Source organism: Pannonibacter sp. SL95 (assembly GCF_026672425.1).
Lineage (GTDB): Bacteria > Pseudomonadota > Alphaproteobacteria > Rhizobiales > Stappiaceae > Pannonibacter.
This window is the reverse complement of sequence record NZ_JAPPRC010000001.1, coordinates 1-20731: the sequence shown is the minus strand read 5'-3', so window position 1 is coordinate 20731 and position 20731 is coordinate 1. Positions and strand designations below refer to the sequence as shown.

Below are 20731 nucleotides of genomic sequence, written 5' to 3'. Positions count from 1 at the left end.
TTCAAAGAAGGTTTGGGACTGCAGGGATCGCTGCGGCCAGCGCGGTCAGGACCGCGCTTTCGGTAAACTGGTCAGCCGCGCAGCGTTGCGGGCTGGATCAGGACATGACCGATGACGCCGAGACCACCGGCGCTCATCGCGCGGCCAATGATTGGCAATGAAGCGCCAGCCCCAGGCGCAGCCTTGATCGCGCGGCCGTTCGCATCACTGGTGAGCGGGTCGCCATAAGCCACCGTGCCTCCGAACTCGACTTCACGGATGTGATCGAGACAGACGTCAATCCGCTCGCCGGTGCCAGCCGCGCCCCTGATTGCGGTCGTGCCGAGCAGCACCGCCCCGATGCCGGCGAGGGCAACGCGGCCTTCCGCGCTGCCGAAAGTCACAAGACGCCGCTTGCCGATCGGGCCGTCTGCGGTGAAATTCTTGATCAGACCAACATGCATGCTGGTGGCTCCTCATTGACAACAGAGCGGCTGGACATCAGCCGGATATCAGACAGGGTGGGCCTCAGGTCCTGAGGCCTCGCGTCTTCTCGACATGGGTGACGGCATCGGCTGCCGAGACGGTGATGCCGGCGGCCCGCTGCGTTGCCTGGAAGGCAATTGCTTCGCGGGCGAGGTTTTCTGCGTCATTCGCAGACGCTTCCGGGGCATCCCCCATGTCCGTCTCGCCGAACTCGACGATCTTCGGAGCGGTCTCGAAAAGCGACTTCGCCAGATCAACGAGACCCGTGGTGACTTCGGATCCGTTTTCGGAAAAGGAGATTGCAGCGGACGACGCACCGGCGAGGCCATCCAGAAGCGCCACCAGCTTGGCCTTGTGGCCAGTGGCAAGCTGCCCTGAGGCGATCAGGCCCTCGGCAAAGCTGACATTTGCGCCGTGACGCTGTTCGGTTTCGCGGGCATTGAGCGCATCTTCCCTAGCCCGGAGGGCGGCTTCGCGGGCAGCCAGATCCGCATCGGGGGCGGGAGCGGATGAATGAGCGGGCGGTGTGGTGGTGGACATGATCGGTTCCTGTGAGATCGAAACGGTTTCAGGACTTGCGGCAAAGGCGGCTGGCTGCGGCGCCGGCAGCGTGCCGGCCTCGTCGATCCAGCGGATCGTGTAGTCCGGCATGACCTTGTCGGCGGTCTCTGCATCGCGTGTCTCGATCAGCCATTCCCTGAAGCGGCGAAAGAGGCTCGCCACATCGCGGAAGGCTGGATCGGCAAAGGAGGCCACCTCGACCGTGATGAGGTCAGCGGCATCTGTGAAGGACACCGGCTTAAGGCCCGGCACGGCGGGGGCGGCCCCCCCTAGAAACCCGACATGTTTGGGGTAAAGCGCATCGCCGGCCGGGTTGGACGGGGCGCCTGGAACATGGAACGACATCGAGATTTTCTTGTAGCGGCCGTCGGACACTGCCGAGGCAAATCCGGGTTCCAGCTCGCCGACTTCTGCAATCAGCCGCTCAGCGTCCGCGTCATAGGTGAAACTCTTTACCCAGCCATAGGCAGGCGCATCCGTCCTGGGATGGCCAACGACCACCGGGACCGGATTGTTCTCGGCATCATACCGGTCTGCCAGCGCCGCCAGGTCGCTGGCACTGGCGGTAAAGGACGCACCGGACATGGCCGTGAACGTTCCTGGACGGAACACTTCGATCTTGCGGGTTGAGGTCGCCTGCGGCACGGGCCGTCGCTCCGGTTTTGGTCAACTGGAGCGACATTGTCAGTGGCGGGAGGGATATGCGCCGGAACTGTTCCAGAGGGCATCAGGGACACGTCTGATGCGGAACATACGGTCAGGTAAGCGGCACCCTATCCGGGAGCCAATTGATGCGCAACCGGCCGGAGCCTGGCGGGTGCCATCTGAGGACCGCCATCTGCCAAGGCAGGACAGAAAGCCAAAGGCCTTTTGCCGGGCTTCTAACGCGGCCTTAACGGCGGGTGCGCCTTGCCCATGCGCGATGCTGGCGGCAACCGATTGTCTTTAGTCCTGGCCCGCTTTTGATGATGGTTGCATCTTCGCACCTCTTGCCCGCCGTGCGGGTGCATGGCAAGACTTCTGCGCCGTACAACTTGGAGTTCAATATGCTTCGTGTTCTTTTTCTGATTGGCGCGCTTTGCGCCACGTTTCATTCCGCTGCAGCTCAACAGTTTGTTCTGAAGGACTTCACCGGGGCGGGAGCCGTCTGGGTCTGGAAAGACAAAGCTGCTCATGATGAAGCGATGCAGCTCATCAACGCCGGCGTTCACAAGACCAACCCGATGATGGTTATGGTTCTCGTTGCCTGCATTGTCGATCCAGGGACCAAGATCATCATGAAGGACATGGGTTTCGTCACCCATGACATCATGATCGTCGAGGGTCCGAAGGCAGGTTGTCGCGGCAATATTCCAGCAGAAGCGCTCGGATCGCAGCGCTGAAGGCGCTGAACACCTCACGCATCGAGCCAGGCCAGCAATGCATCTTTGACAGCTTCCTCATCGCCCCGGCCGATCCCGATATAGGGCCGGGGCGGAATGACGGCCTTGCGAATGAAGGCCGGCCTGTTTCCGCCGCGTCCCATGGGAACGGCAAGCACGGACGCCCGGCGCGGCCGGATCGTGGCACCAGACTGCATCACCATCACCTTCGGATGGTTGAGGCGGGTACCGACTTCGGCCCGCGTCGCATTGTGGACCTGATGGATCGAGCCGAACAGCTCGCCCCGATCCCGAAGGATGCCGCGCTTGTTGCGGCGGCTGGAGAGCGTCAAAGGGGAGAGCGGGGCCCAGGGCGTGCCATCCGGCGCTATTTCCCTCTGAAACCGGTCGACAGTCTGATCATAGAGCGTCAGTCCGATGATCCGATGCGCCGCGGCGCGGTCACCAGTCTTGCCGATCAGGGCCTCAATCTCTGGCCCGATCCGGCTTGTCTCGAAACGGAAGGTCAGCACTTGAGTTTTCCTCCGCAGTACCTGGCTGATTGCAGCTGAAGCAAAGAGCCTGTAAACTTGGCTTTGCGACAGGAACGTGGGCCGGCGCAGGCCTCCTTTCCGTTCCTGCGCCGGGCGGTCTGCGTCGACCGCCCTTTCTCATTCCCCGGTGTTGCTCTTGTCTGTTTCCCTTCGGAACAGAAGCACGCCATGCCGCCAGGTTTCGATCTGGTTGAAGTTCGGCCGGCGTTTGCCTGACTTGCCAGACTCCGCGTTGTAGGCTGTGGTGCCCCGCCATCCGAAGCGGCTCCATTCGAAAATGATCAGACCGGCAAGATCTGGCGCGGCCCGAAGGTAGCGGCGTTTCAGGATCCAGGCGTTGCGGGCGGCATGCCATTCCCAATCAATCCAGATCTCGTCCGGATCTTTTAGGGCTTCCGCCAGTTGAACGAGGGCTGTGGCCCGGCTCGAACTTGGCAAGCCACGCGGATTGACGAGCTTGCTTGTCCCATCTGGCCGGCGGAACAGATCGTCAGAGATCACAACCGCATGCCCCGCCTTGTCCCGGAACAGTTCCGGTGTGTCGGGGCTGGTGTCGAACTCGGCAAGGAAGGCTTCGACATATGCCTCTTCGGGAAGTCCGGAAGCAAGTTTGCGCGTCTTTAGAGGCCGGGCGATCGAAGCCATCTCTGGCAGCTGGACAATCCCTGGCAGCTGCATCTGTGTGCCGAGGGGCTGTTGCAGTTCACGCGGCACCAGGCCGCTCGCCCAGGATCGTCCAGGCGCATAGGCCCAGCCCATGTCGACGCCCTTTGGATAGTCCAGGATCTGCCCGGTTGCCGGATCCGGTCGGCGTTCGGTCTCGATTGGCGGCGAGGGATCGGGCCCGTCCTTGCCGAGCGTCTTCAGCTTTGCCCGCGAGACAGGCCGCACTCCGCAGCCGCATTTCCAGCCATTGGGCGGATAGTAGGTCTGCCACCATGGATCATCTGCCGGCAGGACAAGTCCGCTCCAGGCTTCGTGATCTTCGCGCGGCGTATCAGGGACCCGGGCCAGGCCATGGACATACTCCCAGTAAGGATAAACCTTCAGCACATCCGGATCGGTCATCTGACGATAGCGGCCGGCGGCATGGGCAGATTTCAGGTTCGTCTCATAGATCACCCGTGCCCGCCATTCACGTCCGCCCTTGTGATCCCATCCGTGCCGGCGGACGATCTCGTCGAACCGGTCAATGAAGCCTGGCTGGTGAACGCCCGTCTTGTCGAGCCAGCCATTGAACGGCAGGCCTTTGGCAAGGGCGTCATCGATCGCGGCCTGAAAGTCCTCGATCAGGGCGTCCCGCGTCGCACCGGCAACAACGAAGGCACGGTCATGGGCATGGTGCAAAAGATCGTGCCAGTGGTTGGTCGGCAACCTGATCTTCTGCCGATGGAAGGCGATGGCATCAGCCAGCGGGCCATGATCGCTGTTGCCGTCATCGGCAAAGCTGGTGCTTCGTGCCTCCGCAGCACCCGCAGGTGAGGGCGTCAGGAGTTTTTTTTTGAGCCTTTGCCGGCGGCGGGAAACGACGGGAGAACACCGGTCTCGTCCTGCACATCGGCCCGGCCGTTTAGCTCCGCCAAGGCAAGTGCATCGCCGAGGACGTTGCCCAGTGGATCCGGCAGAAGCCGGCCATATGCCTCCAGCAGGGCTTGCGATGCTTGACTGTAGTCCTTTACCCCCGAAAGGGTCTCGCGCAATGTGCCGATCCACCCGGTCAGGGCCGGCCCGGCGAGATCGGCGACCTGGTCGACAAGATGGGATGTAGGGTCACCCTCACGTGCGGCCGCAGCGTCGGCAAAGGCAGCCGTCAACGCATTCGCGGCAGGGCTGGCCGCAAGGTCCGGGGCGGAAAAGCCGGTCACCGGCGTTTCCATCACATCTGCCAGCCAGGCTTCGACATCATCGGGCTCAAAGCCCTGACGGCGCAACTCGTTGAGCAGACCGACCGCACCCCGCTGGCGCTCGTGCCGCGACTTTTTGAGGGCTTCCTCGTCCTTTTCATTGCTCGGACGTGGCCGCCAGACAGACGGGGGCGTGGCGCCTGGCCAGTTCAGTTCGGTGATCCAACGGATCAGGGTGTCATTGAAGGTTTCCGACAAGGCATCGGCGTCATCGTCAATGATGGCTTCGGTTTCGTCCGCATGGGTTTCCGACGCAGCCCGGGCGCCTTCACCCTTGACGCTTGTGGAGAGCGTGCTGCCAAGCACGACTTCCGAGGTCTGTTCGTCCCAGTAGCGCACCCAGGCTTCATAGCCGGCGTCACCGCTTCGTTTTGCTTCCAGAAACTCGACTTCAGTGCCGATCGGTGCTGCCAGCGCGCCATTGGAAACGAGATCGCGCAGCAGCAGAAGCAGACGATCCTGCTCACTTGCGGCCGTTCCGGCCGGAAAACGTCCGAAAGGCGTGGGGGCAGCGAACTTCTCAAGCAGAACCATCCAGGAGGCGACACCCTCACGCTTGAACAGCACATGCCAGAACAATGTGGAGCCAAGCCCGAGGCCGTAGGGATTGTTTCCCTCGGCATCATACCGGTGAACGATGAACTTGCGTTCCGGCAGCTCGATCCCTTCAAGTCCGCTTTCCCGGGTCAGGAGCCTCGGACGCCAGTCCGGGGCAAAGCGGAAACGAGCCTGGTCATGCGCCTTGATGGCCTTCGGCGCGATCAGTCCGTCCTGGTCCAGGTGCCAGATCACTTCCGCCACCGCATAGCCCTTCAGGATGGCCTTGAGCAGATGCTTGCTGATCCCGTCGAAACCGATCCGCTTGAGCATCCTGGTGATCGCCTCGGCAATCTCCAAGTCGAGAGGTTTATCTGGATCCGCCGGCGTGACGGTCCAGCTCCGGCGCGTCACTTTGGTAAAGCGCTTACCCAGGACCGTGCGGACGCGGCCATCCCGCAAGACCTCATCATAGAGCTTCAAACCCTTGGCTGCGCCCTTTTCCCGGATAGTTGGGTCCTGAGGCTCCAGCACATTGGAAAAGAACGGAATGGTGACATCATTTGCGGGCGTTGCGATGAACTGTCCGCCCTGCGGCGGCACAGCACGCGCGCCAGCCGGGATCCCGGCAGACTTACCTCGAGCCATGTCTTTTTACTCCTGTTGCAGGAACAGTGCGGGCGAAATTGGCTCCTTGCGGCCGGTCACTTTGCGGCACTTCACAGCCGGTACCCCCCGAAGCGTCCGGACGCCGGTCCTGATATCGAGCCCGCCCCTCCAAAGGCCGATGCCGACCTGGAGCTTCCTGGAGCCGTTCTAAATGTGTTGGCAGTCAATGCGCTGGCGGCTTTTGCGACCGCATTGCTCCAGAGCATTTCCAGACAGTCCGGACCGTCGTCGTGATCGGCGTCCGGCCACTGTTGCAGCTGATCGACCAGAACCTTGTGCGCTGCATTGAAACGGATGAGACCCGCATGGACCGGCGGTTGCAGCCGTTCGATCCGCAGCGCCTTGTCCGCAAGCGGAACAATGGGAACGCAAGGCATGGCAAGCCCGGCACGCGCTGCAGCCTTCATCAGGTCGGTGCGCAACAGTTCCTGGAACTGGACACTTTCGACAAACCACAACTGACAGGCATAATCCCGCTGCAACGCAATGGCATCGGCAATGATGACGTCCGGCAAGCGGCGGCGGATCGAAGCCTCGACCACATCCAGCACCTGTGTTTCACGGTCATAGCCGCCGATCAGGATTGCCGAGGGATCACGATGCCGGTTGTTTTTGCCAAGCGAAGGGTCGATTGCACCGAAGAACAGCCAGTCCCGCTTCTTTTGCACCCACCATGTCAGATCCTGGAACGGATTGTCCCGGGACACGGGTTTGTTCTGATATTCGCTTTCGAACGCGGAATGTTCGCCGGCCCGCTCGCGCATCAGGTAGAGCAGCGTGTGATTGTCGGGCCAGTTCAGTTCGGCGCCACGCTCCATGTCCTTGGCGTTCGCCTGGTACCATTCGTCTGCAGTTGGCTCATCGGTGAGATACAACTCTTCCCAACGGTCCCAGAGGTCCATGCGATCCGGCCATGTAAGGATGGCTCGAAACTCTGTGGCCTGCCATTGTGGCTTTCGGGAAAACCGGACGATGACGGCATCATGGTGCAGGACGGTTCCGGCATAGAGCACGTCCATGGAACCGTCAGGGGGCCCAAGTTTCAGAACAGCCTTGGAGATCCATCCTTCCAGCTTGTCGCGCTGCTTGGGATTGGCGACATTCTCGTCGTTCTCGACATCGTCCAGGATCGCAAGATCCGGGCGAAACGGGCCATGACGACGGCCACGGATCTTTTTGCCTGTCCCGAACCCTTCGATCTTGACGTTGTTGCGCGTGACGATGTCGCCCTCGCGCCAGACACGACCCTGGCCGAAGACGTCGGGAAAATCGTATTTCAGCCTGGGATTGACCTCCAGTTCGGCCTTCAGCGCTTCGAGCATGACGGCAGCCTGTTCGAAGGCATCCATGATCAGGACAATGTAATGCTTCAGGCCGCGCACGACGCACCAGAGCGGGAAGATCAGGGAAATATGGGTCGACTTGGCTGAGCCGCGCGGTGCGATGACCAGCTTGCGTTGACCATGAGCGGTTTCGACCATTGACGGCAGGTCGGCATAAAGATGATCGTGCAAGCGGCTGGCAGGTTTCGACAGATAGTGCGGGAAATAGGTTTCGGCAAAAAACCTGTAGCCGGTTCCGTCCGCCTGAACTTTGGCCAGCCGTTCACGCCGTCGTTCCGGATCTGCGGGAAAAGCTTCGACCTCAAGTTCGATCTTTTGCCGGAACAGATCCGCAATCTCGGCGATGCTTTTCCGGAACTCGTTTGCCTTGAGCGGCGCGCCGGGGCCATGCCGTGGCGAGATCATCCGTAAACCTCCGCAAGCCGGTCTCCAAAGGGTTCGAGGATTTCGACGAACGCCGACGAATGCTGCGGAAACTCGATCCGGACAAACTCCGCCAGACGGGAAAGCACGTCATTGGCAACGCCCAGCTCGGACAGCTTCGGCGCAACGCGGCCGGCTGACGAGACATCTTGTTGAAGGCGTCAGATAGCGATGCCATCAGCTTGACGCGGTCTGCGGCCTGGAGCGTTTCGGAAGACTTGACGTCTTCGACGGTCGCTTGGAACAGGATGACGAAATCCTCGACAACGGATGCGACCACTGTCTCAAGGCCCTCTCCGGCGAGCATGGTTGCGGAACGGGCAACGTCCCAGTCATCCCCATGCTGTCGGGCATCCTTCTTCCAGCGCCGCAATGTGCTGTCAGAAATGCCAAGCGCCAGGCAGATGGTCGGCACAGACTGGCGCTCGAAGATGAAGCGTTTGCGAGCCTGCCGTTTCTTGTCTTCATCCCGTGCCATCAAATGCCAATCCCGTGGTATCAGGCCTGTCACACACCGATCTTGTCCTTGACGAAGGCAATGCCGATCGAGATCACACCGGAGGCGACAACCGAATTGGCAAATGTGCGCCGTTCAACGGTGCGCAAGCGTTCGTCCTGGCGCGTAATCTGCCCCTCAAGACCGTCGACCTTCTTGTCGATCCCGATCAGGAGGCCTTCGATCTTGCCGAGGCGCTGGCTGATATCATCGCTCATCATCAGGGCTCCTGGATCAGCGGGCGTTAAGCCGGAGCCGGTCTAACGGCCCAAAGCTGATCGTTGTTAAGAGGCGCTAGCGCCGGCTGTGAAAGAAGCCGCGCGCAACCTTTTCCATGGGACGGGTGAGGAAATACGCAGCGACAATCCAGCCTGCCCATTCGTCGAGGGGGGCGGGCAGAGCTGCGACGTTCCAGGTGAAGTGAAACAGGCTATCTGCGACAACAGCGCCCGACCAGATAGCAATGGGCCAGGCGAAGGCTGGCCGGATCAGGGCGGTGACCCACCAGCCCTGTTCGGCCAGGACTATGTCGCGTGCTGCCTGCCGGACCGCCAGTTCCGACCGGACGGTTTCTACGGTCACTTCGGCGCGCAGCTTGTCGCGGCCGTTCTCGATATCGGCTTTGCGTTCAAGATGGCTGAGGATGCGATCGGCAACGCCACCACCAAGGCTGCCAACGAGCCAGATGCCAAAACGGAACAGGAGCGTCATCCGACATGCCTCCAGGTCTTTGCGTCCTCAAGCCGCCGGCGCTTGATTTGCCAGGCGATAACAATGACGGCGAGGCCGGTCAGCGCAAACACGGTCCATGTGTTGCCGGTCACCAAGTCGAGAAGCGGTTGCACGTCTGCGCGAATTGAACGGATGAGATCGATGCCGCCGGAGACCTGACCCGCCAGGTCAGAAAGAAAGCCGCGCTCGCCACTCTCAAGTCCGCCGGCTGCCGCTCCCGTGCCGGTCAGTGCCATGCCGATGCGCGACAGCCAGTCCGCCTTGCGAACCGTCTGTGATCCCTGGCGGCGAAGGTCCTGGACAGTAAGCCCCTGGCGTTCAGCATTCGGTTCGACAAGGCCGGATGCCTTGGCGAGCATTTCTTCCGTCTTTGGACCGACAATGCCATCAGCCTTGAGGCCATGCTCGACCTGGAACGAGACCACCGCACGACGTGTCGCTGGCCCGAAGTCGCCATCGGCCCTGACCACGAACCCCAGTTCTGAAAGGCGGGATTGCAGGGCCTTCACGCGGTAACCGTCTGCGCCAAGGCTGAGCGACGAGGGGGCCTCACTTGCGGGTTCGCTCGCGCCGGCTGCAGCGCACAGCTCATTGTAGGCTGCCACCATTCGCCCGGCATAGTAATCCACCTGTCCTGGACCGTTGTAGCGCCGTGCGACCGCACGAAAGTCTTTGGTTCGCAGCGCCTCGGCAAGCCCGCTGCGAAGCAGGAAAGTCAGAAAGGCATCGATCTGGGAAGCTTCGCTCGCAGCCATTGCCTGGACGAAGGCAATCACTGAATCAAAGCCACAGATCTTGTGATTGAAGCCCATGATCTGGGCTGATCCGAAGCTGACCGACATCAGCGCGGCTCGCTCATCGAGCGCGGCCATCTGCTCCAGGCGGTCCCAGCGCTGGTCAGAACCAGCGCCTCCAAGTCCTGCATAGTTCGCCTTCGACCATTTCGGTGAGGCGAGCCCCATGGTCATCGCCCTGGCGCGTTTGGATTTCGGCAGTTCGCGCCAGAAGACGTGACGTTCTGGCAGAATGATCAGCCGCCCCTGGGCATCGAATGGCTCTCCGCCGCTTTCGACGTCGAGGATTGCGTGAAGGACATTGACCTCACAGCCAATCCGGGCCGCCGCCGACTTGATCTGGGTCGCGCGATCTGTCCGCTTGCCCTGGGCTTGGCGCAGGTGCTGCACAATCGACATAGTGGCTCCTCACGGAATGCGTGTCGGAAACCACTTTGGATGTCGGAATAGGGGAATGCGCCGGAACAGTTCCTGCGGATCGGGACTTAGGTTGCCGGGAACCCTGCGCGGATTTTCGGCAACGAGCCTTCCACGATCACAACTGGTGCTGGGCCCCTGTCTTGGGGTCAGCATTTGACAACCAATCTTCCAGATCGATCTGGCGTTCGTCAACCTTCACACGCTTGGCAGGCCGTTTCCGATCGGCAAGAAGGATCCGGACATAGCGTTCGGAGACATGCAGGGCCAGGGCAATTTCGAGGCTGCTCTGGCCTTCGCGGTTGAGCCGCCGGGCCGCCGCTTTCGTATCGATCCGCTCCCGGCGCGTCGGCACATAGAACTTGTTCCCGGCAAGTTCTTTGATGAGAAGATCCGCCGTTTCCCGCTTGAGCCTGGACAGCGGATTGTCAGGGCTGAATGTCAGGGGCACCTTGATCTCGACACCTGGCAGGACGGACAGCAACTCAAGCGCAACTGCCTGACCGCAGATGTCGGCAATGTCCGCCATGTCCTCGGAAAAGAACGATCTAGCCATGGCAGTCGCCCCTCATGAACGGTGTCTGAGGTGGCAGCAAAGCGATGTCCTGACCAGAACTCGTCCTTTCTTTCAGCGCCATTCTTTTGCTGGACAGAAGGACAGTGACGACGGTGCGGTTCAGGATCACATAACGAACACCATCTCGAACGACGGCGCTTGCTCCGGCCGCGATCGCGCGTTTCGTTTCGCTGAGGATCAGTCCGCGCACGGCCTCAACATCCAGATCAAGGACGCGCTCCAGATAGCGCAGCACCGCGTGATCCGAAACTGCGGCTTCAGGCACACTGGGGCGAGACGTCATCCGCATTTCAGCCTCCGCTCGATCTGTTTCAGAGCCTCGATCAAAGGCGCGGCTTGTTCGGATGTCAGCCATTCGGGGTTTTCGACGCCAGTTTTCTCGGCAACGAACAACTGCAGCGCCTTTTTGTAGGGGTGCCGCCAGTAGCCCAGCTCGTCGATCGATTTGGCGAGGGCAAACAGACGGCGCACGAAAGGCTTCTGGGATCCGGCGCGCCAGGACTTGCCCGCTTGGTCCTTGAACCCAAGCCGGCGCATTTCTGCAAGGATCGCTAGCAGCTCGCGGCCGTTCATGTCTTTGGACGACGCTTTGCCAGTGATCCGAACAAGCAGCGCACGATACGTCTCGTCATCAAGACCCAATTGCGCTTTGGCAACATGAATGGCAGCGATGCTCATGCCATCAACCTCCGGAGTGCGGCGCGGAAGTCGCGCAGTAGCAACTGGCAGGCTGCGTCGGCGACCTGCTCACGCCCGGCGTCATCAAGCCGGGCGGCTGCATTGGCCATTCGCATTCCAAGAACAACGGTCAGCAGCCCGAGCCCGTCGACAGGGCTTTCGAGCGCGCTGATGGCCATGGCGACTGTGTTGCCCTCAGTCAGCGTCCTCGCGCCACCAGTAGCGCGATCCACTGTATGATCCATCGCTTGGACAATCGGTGTGCTGGCCTGAACCGTGATTGCATCCATGGGTGTTATCCTTTGCTACCTGGCGAGCCTCAAGCTCAAGCCGCATCAGACGTGTGGTGATCGCAGTCAGTTGTTGCTGCAGGTCCGGCATCCGGTGCGCCCGCCAGCGCCGGCAGTAAACGATTGCCAGCAGGTCACATCGCTCTTGCCTCAGGCGGTCCGCCTCGTCGCTCAGCTCGCGCGGATCGTCGAGGCGGGCCATGTCAGTTCCGACCACGCAAATCTTCGATCATCAAGGGCTTCGCACGTTTGCCTTTTTCGGACTTGTCGGTCACGGTGGCCTGCCTGACCGCCATGTCATCAAGCTCGCGGAGCAAGCTGTAGAGATCGAGAGCGTCCAAGCATTCGATCTCTACACGGACAATCGACTTGCTACCTTTGACCACTGCGCTGTGACTTTTGAGCCGGCTCTTTTCGCCGACGTAGATCATGGGCATGACGTCACCTCACACGCTTGCGATGTCGAGGGAGACGGGCAGGCGGTCTTCACGAACCGGATCGCGCTCATAGACACGCACATATGCCTTGGTGCCGGTCACCCGTACCGCATCCGCGATCGCATCCATGGCCCGATGCCAGTCAGCATCCTCGATCGCAAGCCGCCGCAATCCGAGAACCCGTCCTGTCGAAATCTCACCGGCCTTGTCGACCTGGAAGGCTTGGTCAACAAGCGCACGCAGATTGGCATTTGCACCTTCGGACCAGCGGTGAATACAGCGGTCAATCAGTTCCTTCGCGGCTTCAAGCTCGCTGCCGAACGAAACATGATCAGCGACAGCAACCACGACCTGCATCGACCCGTCGAATGTGCTGAGGGTGACATTGCCCTTTTTGCCTCCGCGCGAGACGCCATATTTTTCCGCGATCAGGTCCCGGAATGCCTGCACATCGCCAAATGCGCGGGATTTGAATGCGGCAAGCCGCCGGTTCAGCTCCTTGGCCTCTGTCACCAGCGATTTGACCAGAGCGTCTTCTTCCTGATGCTCCGGTTTGATGTTGCCGATCGGGATCAGCGCGCCTTTGGCGTCCTGCCAGTAGCCATCGGGCAGGTTGGATTCAGTGCTCATTTGAAATGTCCTTTTGTGCTGAGATTTTCGGGAGTGAGATGGTCCTCAGGCAGCGCTCGGCATCGATCAGCTGACGTCGCTCCGGCGGCGGATCGCCCATCAACAGGGCGGTCGTGTCGCGGCAGGCCGGTGCGGCCAGATCGTCGAGGTCGATGTCCCGGCGGATTGTGTAGCGCCGCAGCACCCGTGCCTTCGGGACACGCTTTTCGACTGCCTTGGCCGGTTGTGGGGGCGCCAGCAGCGGCCCCACCCAGTATTCGTTGCGGCACAGATTGCGCGCACGGCGTAGCGTCGCCGCCACATCGTCATGCCGGCGATCGCGCGCGACGGCGATGTCCATGATGCTCTCGCCGATGACACGCAAACCGATGGCACGGGCAAGATCGTCGAGTACCCAAGCGCGGTTGAAATGGTTCATGCCATACCTCCCGGTCCGTCGACCTCTCCCGCAAGGCTCGCTCGAGCGCGCGGGGTGAACAGCACCACGTTCGATCCTGCGAGCTGCTCAGCGGTAAGTTGCGCAAGCCTTGCTGCCTGTTCCGCCTCCAGGTCCTGAGCTGCGATGATGCAGCTCGCCAGCGCCCGATCGAGCAGATCTGCGAGGGTTGCGTGCATAGACAAGGAGCCGTCGCTGGAGCGGACGAAAGCCACGCTATTGCGTACGATCAGCAGGTGATGGCTCAGCATGCCTCATCCTCCTTTGCGTGATTGGGATTGAGTGGGCAGCCCTTGCAGGCGATCCAGTGCTTCAGGGCTTTGGCGTCTGACATCGGCATGGCCAGCTCTGCATGCGACCTGCAGATGTTGCGGCTGATATCCAGCTTCAGATGCGGACAGCGGACGCGGTCTGAGAACACCGAAAGGGCGCGGTCCTCGAACCTGTCGACACGGCCTCCGACCGCCGCATAGCGGCCCGAAAGATAGAGGCTCACCATCGTTCGGCTGACGCCAAGAAGCTCCGCAACGGCCTTTTTCGACCCAAGCCGTTCGACCTGTTCAGCAACAAGGTCTCTGACAGTCAGGCTCATCGGCATGGCACAACCTCGCCGGGATCTCCAAGATTATGGTCAAAGAGATCGTGCTTCGAAGGTCGCCAGACAGGAGCAACCGGACCGGTATCCCGCAAGAGCCGGTATCGCTTGAACCCGTTGGATGTCTGCTTCGTGCCGCGTGCGCGGACAGGCAGTTCCGCGACATAGCCCGCCCGGACCAGCGACTTCAGATATCTTTGCAGGTTGCTAGCGGCGTTTTTCTCCGAGCCGTCGCAACCGGCCATTACGAGGTCGCCGATTGTGAAGGCTCCGCCCATTCGCATGGCATTCCAGGCGCGTTGCCGCAGCGTGCCCGTTTGTGGGGCCCGGCATCTCCCTCGATCCGGCCGGATCGGACCGGAACTGATGACGCGGCCGCTGGCAGCAGCCGCGCGCCCATCGGCCGTCAGCTGATAACAACCGACTTCGATACGCTCCATCAGGCCGCGCATGATCAGCATGCCAGCCCCATCCGAGATCTGGCGCCGGGAGAGGGGCAGCCGCGCATCAAGGTCGTCGATCGTCCGGCAGGCACCATCGCCAAGAGCGTGCAGCAAGGTCGTTGGAACTGTTCCTGGGACCATCACAGACCTCCCGGAACACGGATCGGCCGGTTGGAGGCACGGTCATTCAGGATCACTTGCCCGGCCATGTCTGCGATCCCCAGCCCCCCGGGACCTGGATCATTGCGCAGGCCGAACCGCTCGATGTTGGCGATGGCTTCAAGTATTTCCCGGTTGAACCCCGAGGACGCCTTGAGCACGAAGTCCAGCAAGTCATCAGCGACCGCCACTTCACAGCGCAACTGGATCAGCGCGCGGACATCATCGCGGCTGGCCTTCTCGAAACGGACTTTCTGAGACACGCGGCTGGCGACCTGGGGGAAGCGGGCCAGATTGTCATTGACCTTGCCCATGCCAACAAGGATTGTCGGCAGCTCGATCATGTCCGAGATGTCGCGGATGGTCTCCAGGATGGCGGACTTCGACGACACATGATCCGCCTCGTCGATGACGAGGCCGAAGCTCATGTTCTCAAGCGCAGCCGACGCTTGCCGTCCGGCGAGTTCTTCCAGCGCCTTGGCGTATTTCTTCTGAAACGCATGGGGAGGGTTGACCCGCAGCGTATCCAGAAGCTCGTTCATGAACCAGCTTGGCGTCCATTCCTTCTTGGCCCTCAGATACACGCTGCCCGTTCGCGCAACCCAGTGTTTCAGGGTTGTTGTCTTGCCCAGCCCTGGCAGACCATCGACGACCACCAGACAGGCCTCATCAGCGCCGCGCTGGTTGAGTGCTGTCAGGGCAGACAGAAACCGCTTCACGTTGTCGGTCTCGACAAAGACATTCCGCATCTGCTAACTTCCTTGTTGTAAGTGTTCAGGTTTACCTGTCAGGCAGCGGCGCGCAGCACATCCCTCAATGCGTCCACGTCGACACCTGACAGGCGGAACAGGTCCAGATCAGTCCTGCGGGAGAGGCATCCCCGCAGGACTTTTTTCGGGTTTTCGGTAAGGCACTCGGGGCTCTCGACGGCAAACGCAGCCAGGTCGACGTCGCTTGCAAAGACCCGTCGTTTTGCCGGCCCGGCAGGTTGCTCAACCTCCGGCGCGCCTTCGATCAACACCAGACCGCGATCATCTTCCCGCTTGTTGGCCTGACCATCGACTAGCGGTTCGCGCCATTCACTGCCTGCTGCTGTGCAGGGCAGTGTCCGGGAGGACTGATCATCGGAGGCTTCAAGAAGGAGCGTCGACCGGAGCTGTTGTTCGATGCGGTCTGCTTTCTGGCCAACCAGGCGCAGCTGGGCGTTGGCACGCCGCTCGATGGCCGCATCCTCAAAGGACTTGGGCACATAGCGCGCTTCATTGCCGGCAAACGCCGCGACGCAGATCAAGCGGCCCGGCAATTCAGTGCCGTCGACCTTGTCGATTTCCCGGACCCAGACCTTGGAACCGTCCTTGATGTCGATGCCGACAGCGACCTTCATCCCGTGATAAGGGGTGAGATCCAGGTGGAAATACGTGTTTGTGTTCCACTCGATCAGGCAGCGGCGGACCGTCCGCACGACATGGGGCCGGAACAGTTCATCAGCCTCACCATGCGCCACATGGACCGGTTCAAACCCTTGCTCGATATGGCGCTGCCAGCATTCGTTCGGCGACATGTGCCGTTCACGGCCTGTCTCCGCGTCGCGGATCTTGGGCAATCCGGTATGGGGCTGCTCGTTGTAGGCATCAATGACCGCTTGGCAGACCTCCAGGAAACGCTCCCATCCCATCAGGTCAGGACTTGAACCGGACGTGGCCACGTCGCGGCGTGTCGACGTGAAGACGCGTTTGCGCGCCTCCCGGTCCATGTCCCGGCCCACATAAGTAGGCAGCTTACGGGCCAGCGGGTTCCACACGGACCCGTTGAACCGTTCGATGATGCCGCGCGCCTGGCTATTGTAGGCGCGTGAGTGCATCTTGGTGATCCCGAGCTGCCCCAGCATCCCGGTCACATCGCCGTCCAATGTCTTGTTCTTGTAGCCCGGCCCATTGTCGACGTAGAAGATCGCCGGAATGCCGTGCGCGCAGGACGCCATGCGCAGTGCATCGGCAACGGCAATGCAGTTCTCCTTCAAGGACACGGAAAACCCGACGCATTTGCGCGTGGCCACATCCAGCACCGAAGTCAGCTCCGGGCGGAAAGGCTGTCCTGTCAGAAGATGCGCGATCTCGGCATCAAAGGTCTTTCCATCCGCCGTGTAGACGGACGTCGGCATCAGATCATCGGTGCTGCGGCTGACATAGGCGAGCCGGGCTTTAAGCGCCTGCGCACCCTCTCGCCCGCGATGACGATCAACGGCACCAAGTTTCGCAAGTGCTGTCCTTACCTGCTTTGCGCTCGGCGCCAGTGACGGATCGGCAAGGGTCCGGGTATAGTCAGCAAGAGCCTCTGCAACTGTTGGCTTCGCCGGACGCGCATAGAACTTCAAGAACCCTGGAAACCAGGGCAGGTCCTGGATCGGCACCGCCGCCTTCTTCTGCTTGGGCGCAAGCGCGCGAATGCCGTCCTGCCTCGCCGAGAACCACAGATACAGCGTTCTGAGCGACAGGCCGCTCTTGCGGTCAAGCGCAAGGCCGCAAGCGGTGATCAGGGCAGGATAATCAGCCTCATGCCGGTCGCCGGCTGTCACTCGTCGCCATACCCTTGCGGGCAAGGGCCAGGTCCGACAGCAACTGCAGTGACGCCTGCCGTTGTGTCGGGTCATGCGCAATCATACGGCGCTCGATTTCCATGAGCAGGCTGGCCCGCGCCTGCATCATCAGGATCTGCCGTGCGTTAGGTGCGACCAGGGCGCCCGCCGCGCTCCCCGGTCAGTGCCCCTTGATTTTGCACAGCCAGTGCCTCCAGCGCCCGGCTTGCCTGGCGCCGCTCCAGCTCTGCCCTTGCGGGCTCGGGCAACACGGCGACGCTGTACTCGAAACCGCCACCCCGGCCTTCGCGCTGTCTTGCGCAGCCGTCCAGCGCCGCCCAATTCTCCCGTGCGGCGAGGTCGTTGATTTTTTGTTTCGTACTTGGCAATCCCGGCAACGCCAGCTCCGCCAGTTCCCGCGCGGTGTACCAGCTCATGACCGGCCTCCACGGCGCAGACGGTAGACCCACAGCACGAAAGGATGATACGGAATGGCACTCGGCGGCAGGTCGCCCTTCAACGCCGCTTCGAGGTCATCCCATGTATGTATCAGCGTCCGCAAATGCCGCCGCAGGCGTTGCACATGAACTGCAAGACCTGCTTGCCAGAGAAGAGTTTCAACCCTTCCTGGCCCCTCTAGGGGCAGCAGGTTCAGCCGCCGCCGCGCAAGGTAGTCTTTACGCCACCTTTCGATCACAAGCCCCTCTTCTGAAAGAGGTTCTGGGTGCTCCGCCGCCCGGTCGAACGAAGCGTCTTGCCCGGCTGCCCCTTGAACAGCGGTTCTGGGTGATTGCGGCCGCGGCTGAAATGGCGTTTCAGGCTGCAGATGTCCTGGAGACACTGCACCGGACAGAGATCTGTCATCCGCTGAAACCGCGCGCGGACCTGATTGCAGCGGCATATGATGTGATGACAGCGCCGTTGCGCCGCAGGCATTACATGTGGCCGTTCCCGTGCCCCTTGCCGGGGGAAGATGAGTGAAGGTCATTTCCGTGATCTCCATTCCGCATCGCTTGCCGATATGAACCGGTCCAGCCGCTCGCGTGTCTCGATCGCCAGCTCCCGTTCGATCAGCGACCGGTACTTGCGGTCGACAACGAGGAACGGCGTATCGCTGAGCAGCTCGTTGAGCATTTCCGGACTGTTCAGGAGCTTCACCAGCGCAATCAGGCGGTAGGCGCCGATGTTGCTCTTGTCCCGGGCCTCCGAGGCCCAGGCATCCAGACTGTCCCGGCTGATGTCTTCGCCGAGATAGGCCGAAAGCTCTGCCGCGATCTCGTCGCGGCTCCGCCCGTCTTCCTTCATCGCCTCGGCAAGCACCCGGCAGACCTTGCCTGCCAGTGTCGCAGCCCGCACACGCTGTGCGTCAAACCGGGCCTCGACCTGCGGCGGCTCCCAGGACAGAAGATCCACTGTCAGCGTGTCTCTCCGTGCTTTGGCCATGGCTCAGCCGCGCCTCCGCTTGTTGCTAAACTGCGGAACATTTCCGTTAGCCATGTCTCGCGAATCGCAGTCAGCTAATCGGGCTCGGTCGCGGGGCCAGTGACAGCCGGCCCCGTGACCTGTCACATCCACGCAACCGACATACGCGGAGTGAATTCCGATGAAGACGTTCGAAAGCCACATGAAACTGTTTGGTGTGTCCGTCGACTTTCCCGGTCGGCCATATCCTGATGAACGGCAGTTCAGAAACGTCCGTGTCCGCGTCCAGCTGATCGACGATGCCGATCCGCAGAAGAACGATGGGACGCTGACAATCGAGTTCCGGATGCATATCGACGACGCAATGCCAGTAGTCGATGCGGAAAGGAACGCAATGGAAGTCGCGGCGCAGCACATGATCAAGGCGGGCGAAACGATCATTAAAAGTCCAGCCTCCGGGCTTCTGCGGCCGAAGACAGCCTCGCAGAGATTTGGGTGACCTGGAGCTGAAGGCGCGATAGCATCCTCATGATCTCATCGGTGTTGCACCCTCGACCGGCTTCGGACTGGCATGACCCTGCGCCCTGATCAGATCCCCACCCTAACCCAAACCATGTCTGAAGCTCTGAATGAGTTCCTTCAGGAGCACGGTCAGGCGCGGCATTGATCGAACCGGCTTCGAGGCGCTCCAGCTTCATCAAGAGGACCTCGACCCGCCGCCAGTCGGCGCTCGTCCGGATACCCAGTCCGTCAGAGATCTCGATATGCCTCCTCACGAAGGCAAGGGCTTTGGTGATGTCAGACATCTGCGCGCTCCACGGTCCATTGGGCACCGCCGATACCCCAGAGATTGAGGCCTCGCCCGGTATCGCGGGCGTCTTCCAGGCTGTCGAAAATCTGCGCATCGCCTGGCAGCAGCCCGCCGCGCGAAACCACGCGTTGGCAGGTCTGCCCCGTCTGGACATCCACAGCTTCGATTTGGTCCACGGCACCGGAAAAGTAGTAGCGCCGCCCCTGTTGGCTCACCTTGACAAGGCGGAAGCAGGCCCGGACCTCTGTCTGGCAAAGGGGCATCATCACGGCGCAATGCTTGTCAGCGATGGAAGGAGTGACTGACAGCTGGCCCATCATGCCGCCTCCGCCCTGTCAGCCGGAGCAACACGCTTCTGACTGGCGCCGGGTCCGTGTTTACGGATATCGTAGCTTCGATGCGAGGGGATCGGATACCGGTCCGGCCAGAGTTCGGCTGGATCGGTTTCCAGGAAATCGGCAATGACGGCTTCGGCTTTGCGGACAGTCCGCGTCCAGACATGCCCGAACGAGTTGGGGCGCATGTCAGCGCGGCGGGCAAGCTCTGTCAGGGTCATGTTCTGACGCCTGATTTCGCCGAGAATAGAATGGCGGTCCCAGCCCTCCGGCGGGGGATTGTGCGGCTTGGCCATTGATGCCTCTCGATTTGAAAACGGCGCGCTGCAACGCGCCGTTTTCTGGGTACTGTGTGTGACTTTTCGGCGCGCTCTTGCGCCCCGATGAATAGGAGATAAACAGAATTTCTCTGCTTTGCAAGCAGGGAAATTCTGTTTTTGGCTATGGCAAGAAAGACGGTCTCAAAAACGCCTTTTGGGCAAAGGCTGACCCAAGTCAGAGAGGCGCTTGGCTTCAAGGAGCGTGCGACCTTCGCCCTGATGCTGCTGATGAACCCCGAAACGCTTGGTGGCTACGAGCGCGGTGACTCAGCCCCCGATTTGGTAGTTCCTGGAGATGTATAAACAGAGATTTTCTGTTAATCTGAACTGGCTCTTTAGTGGGGACGGCGAAGTTCAAAGGAGAATCCTCGACGCTCGCTAGAAGTCCCGCCTACCAGATCGACAAGGAAGTCTTCAAACAGGTTGGACGCCTTGTCCTGCAGCTTCATAAAGAGGAGGGGATCAAGCTGCCTCCGGACGCTGTCCTGGAAGCAATAATCGAATGCTTACAACGACCTGCTTGCCCTGCGCCGGAGGACCCAGCGGATAATGCCGAACTCATGAGCTTGCCGCTTGGCTCGAAACACGGCTGGCGCAAGGCCCCCAAGGCCGCTGTTTCAGAACCCGCACCGCAAACGTTTGGCTCTGATTGTAGTTAGCCTTCCCACGCTACTTTTTGATGCACAATTACTGGTTAAGGCCGTCTTTCCATGCCCTTTTGAATTTAGTTTGGCGGTGCGGCCGTTACGATTGCGTGCAGCCTCGGA

At 61.0% G+C, this 20731-nt stretch carries 29 protein-coding genes and 1 pseudogene; 3 read left to right on the top strand and 27 right to left on the bottom strand.

The genetic code is table 11. The features are described from left to right. Positions 1-71 precede the first annotated feature (71 nt). Complete coding sequence (locus tag OVA12_RS00150; RefSeq protein ID WP_268133628.1) at positions 72-443, bottom strand: hypothetical protein; 372 nt, start codon at positions 441-443, stop codon at positions 72-74. Between the two features lie 64 nt (positions 444-507). Continuing rightward, a complete protein-coding gene (locus tag OVA12_RS00145; RefSeq protein ID WP_268133627.1) occupies positions 508-1671 on the bottom strand; it encodes a hypothetical protein in 1164 nt (387 codons plus the stop codon). A gap of 401 nt (positions 1672-2072) precedes the next feature. On the opposite strand from OVA12_RS00145, the gene OVA12_RS00140 reads away from it, so the two are divergent. Further along, complete coding sequence (locus OVA12_RS00140) at positions 2073-2408, top strand: hypothetical protein (RefSeq protein ID WP_268133626.1); 336 nt, start codon at positions 2073-2075, stop codon at positions 2406-2408. 14 nt (positions 2409-2422) lie between these two features. On the opposite strand, the gene OVA12_RS00135 is transcribed toward OVA12_RS00140, so the two are convergent. The 22 genes and pseudogenes from OVA12_RS00135 to OVA12_RS00030 form a co-directional block, all read right to left on the bottom strand. Continuing rightward, the gene (locus OVA12_RS00135; protein ID WP_268133625.1) at positions 2423-2920 is read right to left on the bottom strand and encodes a phage virion morphogenesis protein; all 498 of its coding nucleotides are present in this window, start codon (positions 2918-2920) and stop codon (positions 2423-2425) included. Positions 2921-3058: 138 nt separating this feature from the next. Further along, positions 3059-4315, bottom strand: a complete 1257-nt coding sequence (locus OVA12_RS00130) for a PBECR2 nuclease fold domain-containing protein (protein WP_268133624.1) — start codon at positions 4313-4315, stop codon at positions 3059-3061. A gap of 113 nt (positions 4316-4428) precedes the next feature. After that, the gene (locus tag OVA12_RS00125) at positions 4429-6030 is read right to left on the bottom strand and encodes a DUF935 domain-containing protein (RefSeq protein WP_268133623.1); all 1602 of its coding nucleotides are present in this window, start codon (positions 6028-6030) and stop codon (positions 4429-4431) included. A gap of 71 nt (positions 6031-6101) precedes the next feature. Beyond that, positions 6102-7799: a phage terminase large subunit gene (gene terL / locus OVA12_RS00120; RefSeq protein WP_268133622.1), complete on the bottom strand. Its 1698-nt coding sequence runs from the start codon at positions 7797-7799 to the stop codon at positions 6102-6104. Then, positions 7796-8295 (bottom strand): annotated as a pseudogene (locus OVA12_RS00115) (DUF1804 family protein). The gene terL and the pseudogene OVA12_RS00115 overlap by 4 nt, the downstream one beginning before the upstream one ends. A gap of 29 nt (positions 8296-8324) precedes the next feature. Then, positions 8325-8531: a hypothetical protein gene (locus tag OVA12_RS00110; RefSeq protein ID WP_268133621.1), complete on the bottom strand. Its 207-nt coding sequence runs from the start codon at positions 8529-8531 to the stop codon at positions 8325-8327. Between the two features lie 76 nt (positions 8532-8607). Beyond that, complete coding sequence (locus tag OVA12_RS00105; protein ID WP_268133620.1) at positions 8608-9024, bottom strand: hypothetical protein; 417 nt, start codon at positions 9022-9024, stop codon at positions 8608-8610. Next, entirely contained in the window at positions 9021-10238 is a 1218-nt protein-coding gene (locus OVA12_RS00100) for an N-acetylmuramidase domain-containing protein (protein ID WP_268133619.1), read from the bottom strand. The genes OVA12_RS00105 and OVA12_RS00100 overlap by 4 nt, the downstream gene beginning before the upstream one ends. Before the next feature lie 136 nt (positions 10239-10374). Further along, entirely contained in the window at positions 10375-10812 is a 438-nt protein-coding gene (locus OVA12_RS00095; RefSeq protein ID WP_268133618.1) for a hypothetical protein, read from the bottom strand. Further along, a complete protein-coding gene (locus OVA12_RS00090; RefSeq protein WP_268133617.1) occupies positions 10805-11068 on the bottom strand; it encodes a hypothetical protein in 264 nt (87 codons plus the stop codon). Before OVA12_RS00090 ends, OVA12_RS00095 begins: the two co-directional genes overlap by 8 nt. A gap of 44 nt (positions 11069-11112) precedes the next feature. Beyond that, positions 11113-11511: a gp16 family protein gene (locus OVA12_RS00085; RefSeq protein WP_268133616.1), complete on the bottom strand. Its 399-nt coding sequence runs from the start codon at positions 11509-11511 to the stop codon at positions 11113-11115. Beyond that, positions 11508-11801: a hypothetical protein gene (locus OVA12_RS00080; RefSeq protein ID WP_268133615.1), complete on the bottom strand. Its 294-nt coding sequence runs from the start codon at positions 11799-11801 to the stop codon at positions 11508-11510. Before OVA12_RS00080 ends, OVA12_RS00085 begins: the two co-directional genes overlap by 4 nt. Before the next feature lie 203 nt (positions 11802-12004). Then, a complete protein-coding gene (locus OVA12_RS00075) occupies positions 12005-12238 on the bottom strand; it encodes a hypothetical protein (RefSeq protein ID WP_268133614.1) in 234 nt (77 codons plus the stop codon). Between the two features lie 9 nt (positions 12239-12247). Further along, positions 12248-12868 (bottom strand): DUF3164 family protein, encoded by a 621-nt coding sequence (locus OVA12_RS00070; RefSeq protein ID WP_268133613.1) that lies wholly within the window; start codon positions 12866-12868, stop codon positions 12248-12250. Further along, positions 12858-13286 (bottom strand): hypothetical protein, encoded by a 429-nt coding sequence (locus OVA12_RS00065; RefSeq protein WP_268133612.1) that lies wholly within the window; start codon positions 13284-13286, stop codon positions 12858-12860. Before OVA12_RS00065 ends, OVA12_RS00070 begins: the two co-directional genes overlap by 11 nt. Continuing rightward, entirely contained in the window at positions 13283-13555 is a 273-nt protein-coding gene (locus tag OVA12_RS00060) for a hypothetical protein (RefSeq protein WP_268133611.1), read from the bottom strand. Before OVA12_RS00060 ends, OVA12_RS00065 begins: the two co-directional genes overlap by 4 nt. Continuing rightward, positions 13549-13896 (bottom strand): hypothetical protein, encoded by a 348-nt coding sequence (locus OVA12_RS00055; protein ID WP_268133610.1) that lies wholly within the window; start codon positions 13894-13896, stop codon positions 13549-13551. The genes OVA12_RS00060 and OVA12_RS00055 overlap by 7 nt, the downstream gene beginning before the upstream one ends. Beyond that, on the bottom strand, positions 13893-14483 hold the full coding sequence (locus tag OVA12_RS00050; protein WP_268133609.1) for a hypothetical protein: 591 nt from the start codon (positions 14481-14483) through the stop codon (positions 13893-13895). Before OVA12_RS00050 ends, OVA12_RS00055 begins: the two co-directional genes overlap by 4 nt. Further along, positions 14483-15250, bottom strand: a complete 768-nt coding sequence (locus OVA12_RS00045) for an AAA family ATPase (RefSeq protein WP_268133608.1) — start codon at positions 15248-15250, stop codon at positions 14483-14485. The genes OVA12_RS00050 and OVA12_RS00045 overlap by 1 nt, the downstream gene beginning before the upstream one ends. Positions 15251-15288: 38 nt before the next feature. Further along, complete coding sequence (locus tag OVA12_RS00040; protein WP_268133607.1) at positions 15289-17076, bottom strand: Mu transposase C-terminal domain-containing protein; 1788 nt, start codon at positions 17074-17076, stop codon at positions 15289-15291. After that, positions 17054-17206 (bottom strand): hypothetical protein, encoded by a 153-nt coding sequence (locus OVA12_RS00035; protein WP_268133606.1) that lies wholly within the window; start codon positions 17204-17206, stop codon positions 17054-17056. Before OVA12_RS00035 ends, OVA12_RS00040 begins: the two co-directional genes overlap by 23 nt. 16 nt (positions 17207-17222) lie before the next feature. After that, positions 17223-17513: a DNA-binding protein gene (locus OVA12_RS00030; protein ID WP_268133605.1), complete on the bottom strand. Its 291-nt coding sequence runs from the start codon at positions 17511-17513 to the stop codon at positions 17223-17225. Positions 17514-17616: 103 nt separating this feature from the next. Between OVA12_RS00030 and OVA12_RS00025 the strand changes: the two genes are divergently transcribed. Further along, on the top strand, positions 17617-18057 hold the full coding sequence (locus tag OVA12_RS00025) for a hypothetical protein (RefSeq protein ID WP_268133604.1): 441 nt from the start codon (positions 17617-17619) through the stop codon (positions 18055-18057). A 3-nt stretch (positions 18058-18060) separates the two neighbouring features. On the opposite strand, the gene OVA12_RS00020 is transcribed toward OVA12_RS00025, so the two are convergent. After that, positions 18061-18519: a hypothetical protein gene (locus OVA12_RS00020; protein WP_268133603.1), complete on the bottom strand. Its 459-nt coding sequence runs from the start codon at positions 18517-18519 to the stop codon at positions 18061-18063. 160 nt (positions 18520-18679) lie between these two features. On the opposite strand from OVA12_RS00020, the gene OVA12_RS00015 reads away from it, so the two are divergent. Continuing rightward, the gene (locus tag OVA12_RS00015) at positions 18680-18997 is read left to right on the top strand and encodes a hypothetical protein (RefSeq protein ID WP_268133602.1); all 318 of its coding nucleotides are present in this window, start codon (positions 18680-18682) and stop codon (positions 18995-18997) included. A 299-nt stretch (positions 18998-19296) separates the two neighbouring features. On the opposite strand, the gene OVA12_RS00010 is transcribed toward OVA12_RS00015, so the two are convergent. Together OVA12_RS00010 and OVA12_RS00005 are read right to left on the bottom strand one after the other, a co-directional pair. Beyond that, positions 19297-19629, bottom strand: coding sequence for a hypothetical protein (locus OVA12_RS00010; RefSeq protein WP_268133601.1), 333 nt, complete (start codon positions 19627-19629; stop codon positions 19297-19299). Then, positions 19626-19940 (bottom strand): helix-turn-helix domain-containing protein, encoded by a 315-nt coding sequence (locus tag OVA12_RS00005; RefSeq protein WP_268133600.1) that lies wholly within the window; start codon positions 19938-19940, stop codon positions 19626-19628. Before OVA12_RS00005 ends, OVA12_RS00010 begins: the two co-directional genes overlap by 4 nt. Positions 19941-20731 lie beyond the last annotated feature (791 nt).

Bases quoted from the DNA above. Each gene is read 5' to 3' on its own strand.
- OVA12_RS00150 (WP_268133628.1), bottom strand. From the start codon at position 443: ATGCATGTTGGTCTGATCAAGAATTTCACCGCAGACGGCCCGATCGGC.
- OVA12_RS00140 (WP_268133626.1), top strand. From the start codon at position 2,073: ATGCTTCGTGTTCTTTTTCTGATTGGCGCGCTTTGCGCCACGTTTCAT.
- OVA12_RS00125 (WP_268133623.1), bottom strand. From the start codon at position 6,030: ATGGCTCGAGGTAAGTCTGCCGGGATCCCGGCTGGCGCGCGTGCTGTG.
- terL (WP_268133622.1), bottom strand. From the start codon at position 7,799: ATGATCTCGCCACGGCATGGCCCCGGCGCGCCGCTCAAGGCAAACGAG.
- OVA12_RS00110 (WP_268133621.1), bottom strand. From the start codon at position 8,531: ATGAGCGATGATATCAGCCAGCGCCTCGGCAAGATCGAAGGCCTCCTG.
- OVA12_RS00105 (WP_268133620.1), bottom strand. From the start codon at position 9,024: ATGACGCTCCTGTTCCGTTTTGGCATCTGGCTCGTTGGCAGCCTTGGT.
- OVA12_RS00100 (WP_268133619.1), bottom strand. From the start codon at position 10,238: ATGTCGATTGTGCAGCACCTGCGCCAAGCCCAGGGCAAGCGGACAGAT.
- OVA12_RS00095 (WP_268133618.1), bottom strand. From the start codon at position 10,812: ATGGCTAGATCGTTCTTTTCCGAGGACATGGCGGACATTGCCGACATC.
- OVA12_RS00085 (WP_268133616.1), bottom strand. From the start codon at position 11,511: ATGAGCATCGCTGCCATTCATGTTGCCAAAGCGCAATTGGGTCTTGAT.
- OVA12_RS00080 (WP_268133615.1), bottom strand. From the start codon at position 11,801: ATGGATGCAATCACGGTTCAGGCCAGCACACCGATTGTCCAAGCGATG.
- OVA12_RS00075 (WP_268133614.1), bottom strand. From the start codon at position 12,238: ATGCCCATGATCTACGTCGGCGAAAAGAGCCGGCTCAAAAGTCACAGC.
- OVA12_RS00070 (WP_268133613.1), bottom strand. From the start codon at position 12,868: ATGAGCACTGAATCCAACCTGCCCGATGGCTACTGGCAGGACGCCAAA.
- OVA12_RS00065 (WP_268133612.1), bottom strand. From the start codon at position 13,286: ATGAACCATTTCAACCGCGCTTGGGTACTCGACGATCTTGCCCGTGCC.
- OVA12_RS00060 (WP_268133611.1), bottom strand. From the start codon at position 13,555: ATGCTGAGCCATCACCTGCTGATCGTACGCAATAGCGTGGCTTTCGTC.
- OVA12_RS00055 (WP_268133610.1), bottom strand. From the start codon at position 13,896: ATGAGCCTGACTGTCAGAGACCTTGTTGCTGAACAGGTCGAACGGCTT.
- OVA12_RS00050 (WP_268133609.1), bottom strand. From the start codon at position 14,483: ATGGTCCCAGGAACAGTTCCAACGACCTTGCTGCACGCTCTTGGCGAT.
- OVA12_RS00045 (WP_268133608.1), bottom strand. From the start codon at position 15,250: ATGCGGAATGTCTTTGTCGAGACCGACAACGTGAAGCGGTTTCTGTCT.
- OVA12_RS00035 (WP_268133606.1), bottom strand. From the start codon at position 17,206: ATGATGCAGGCGCGGGCCAGCCTGCTCATGGAAATCGAGCGCCGTATG.
- OVA12_RS00030 (WP_268133605.1), bottom strand. From the start codon at position 17,513: ATGAGCTGGTACACCGCGCGGGAACTGGCGGAGCTGGCGTTGCCGGGA.
- OVA12_RS00025 (WP_268133604.1), top strand. From the start codon at position 17,617: ATGTATGTATCAGCGTCCGCAAATGCCGCCGCAGGCGTTGCACATGAA.
- OVA12_RS00020 (WP_268133603.1), bottom strand. From the start codon at position 18,519: ATGGCCAAAGCACGGAGAGACACGCTGACAGTGGATCTTCTGTCCTGG.
- OVA12_RS00015 (WP_268133602.1), top strand. From the start codon at position 18,680: ATGAAGACGTTCGAAAGCCACATGAAACTGTTTGGTGTGTCCGTCGAC.
- OVA12_RS00010 (WP_268133601.1), bottom strand. From the start codon at position 19,629: ATGATGGGCCAGCTGTCAGTCACTCCTTCCATCGCTGACAAGCATTGC.
- OVA12_RS00005 (WP_268133600.1), bottom strand. From the start codon at position 19,940: ATGGCCAAGCCGCACAATCCCCCGCCGGAGGGCTGGGACCGCCATTCT.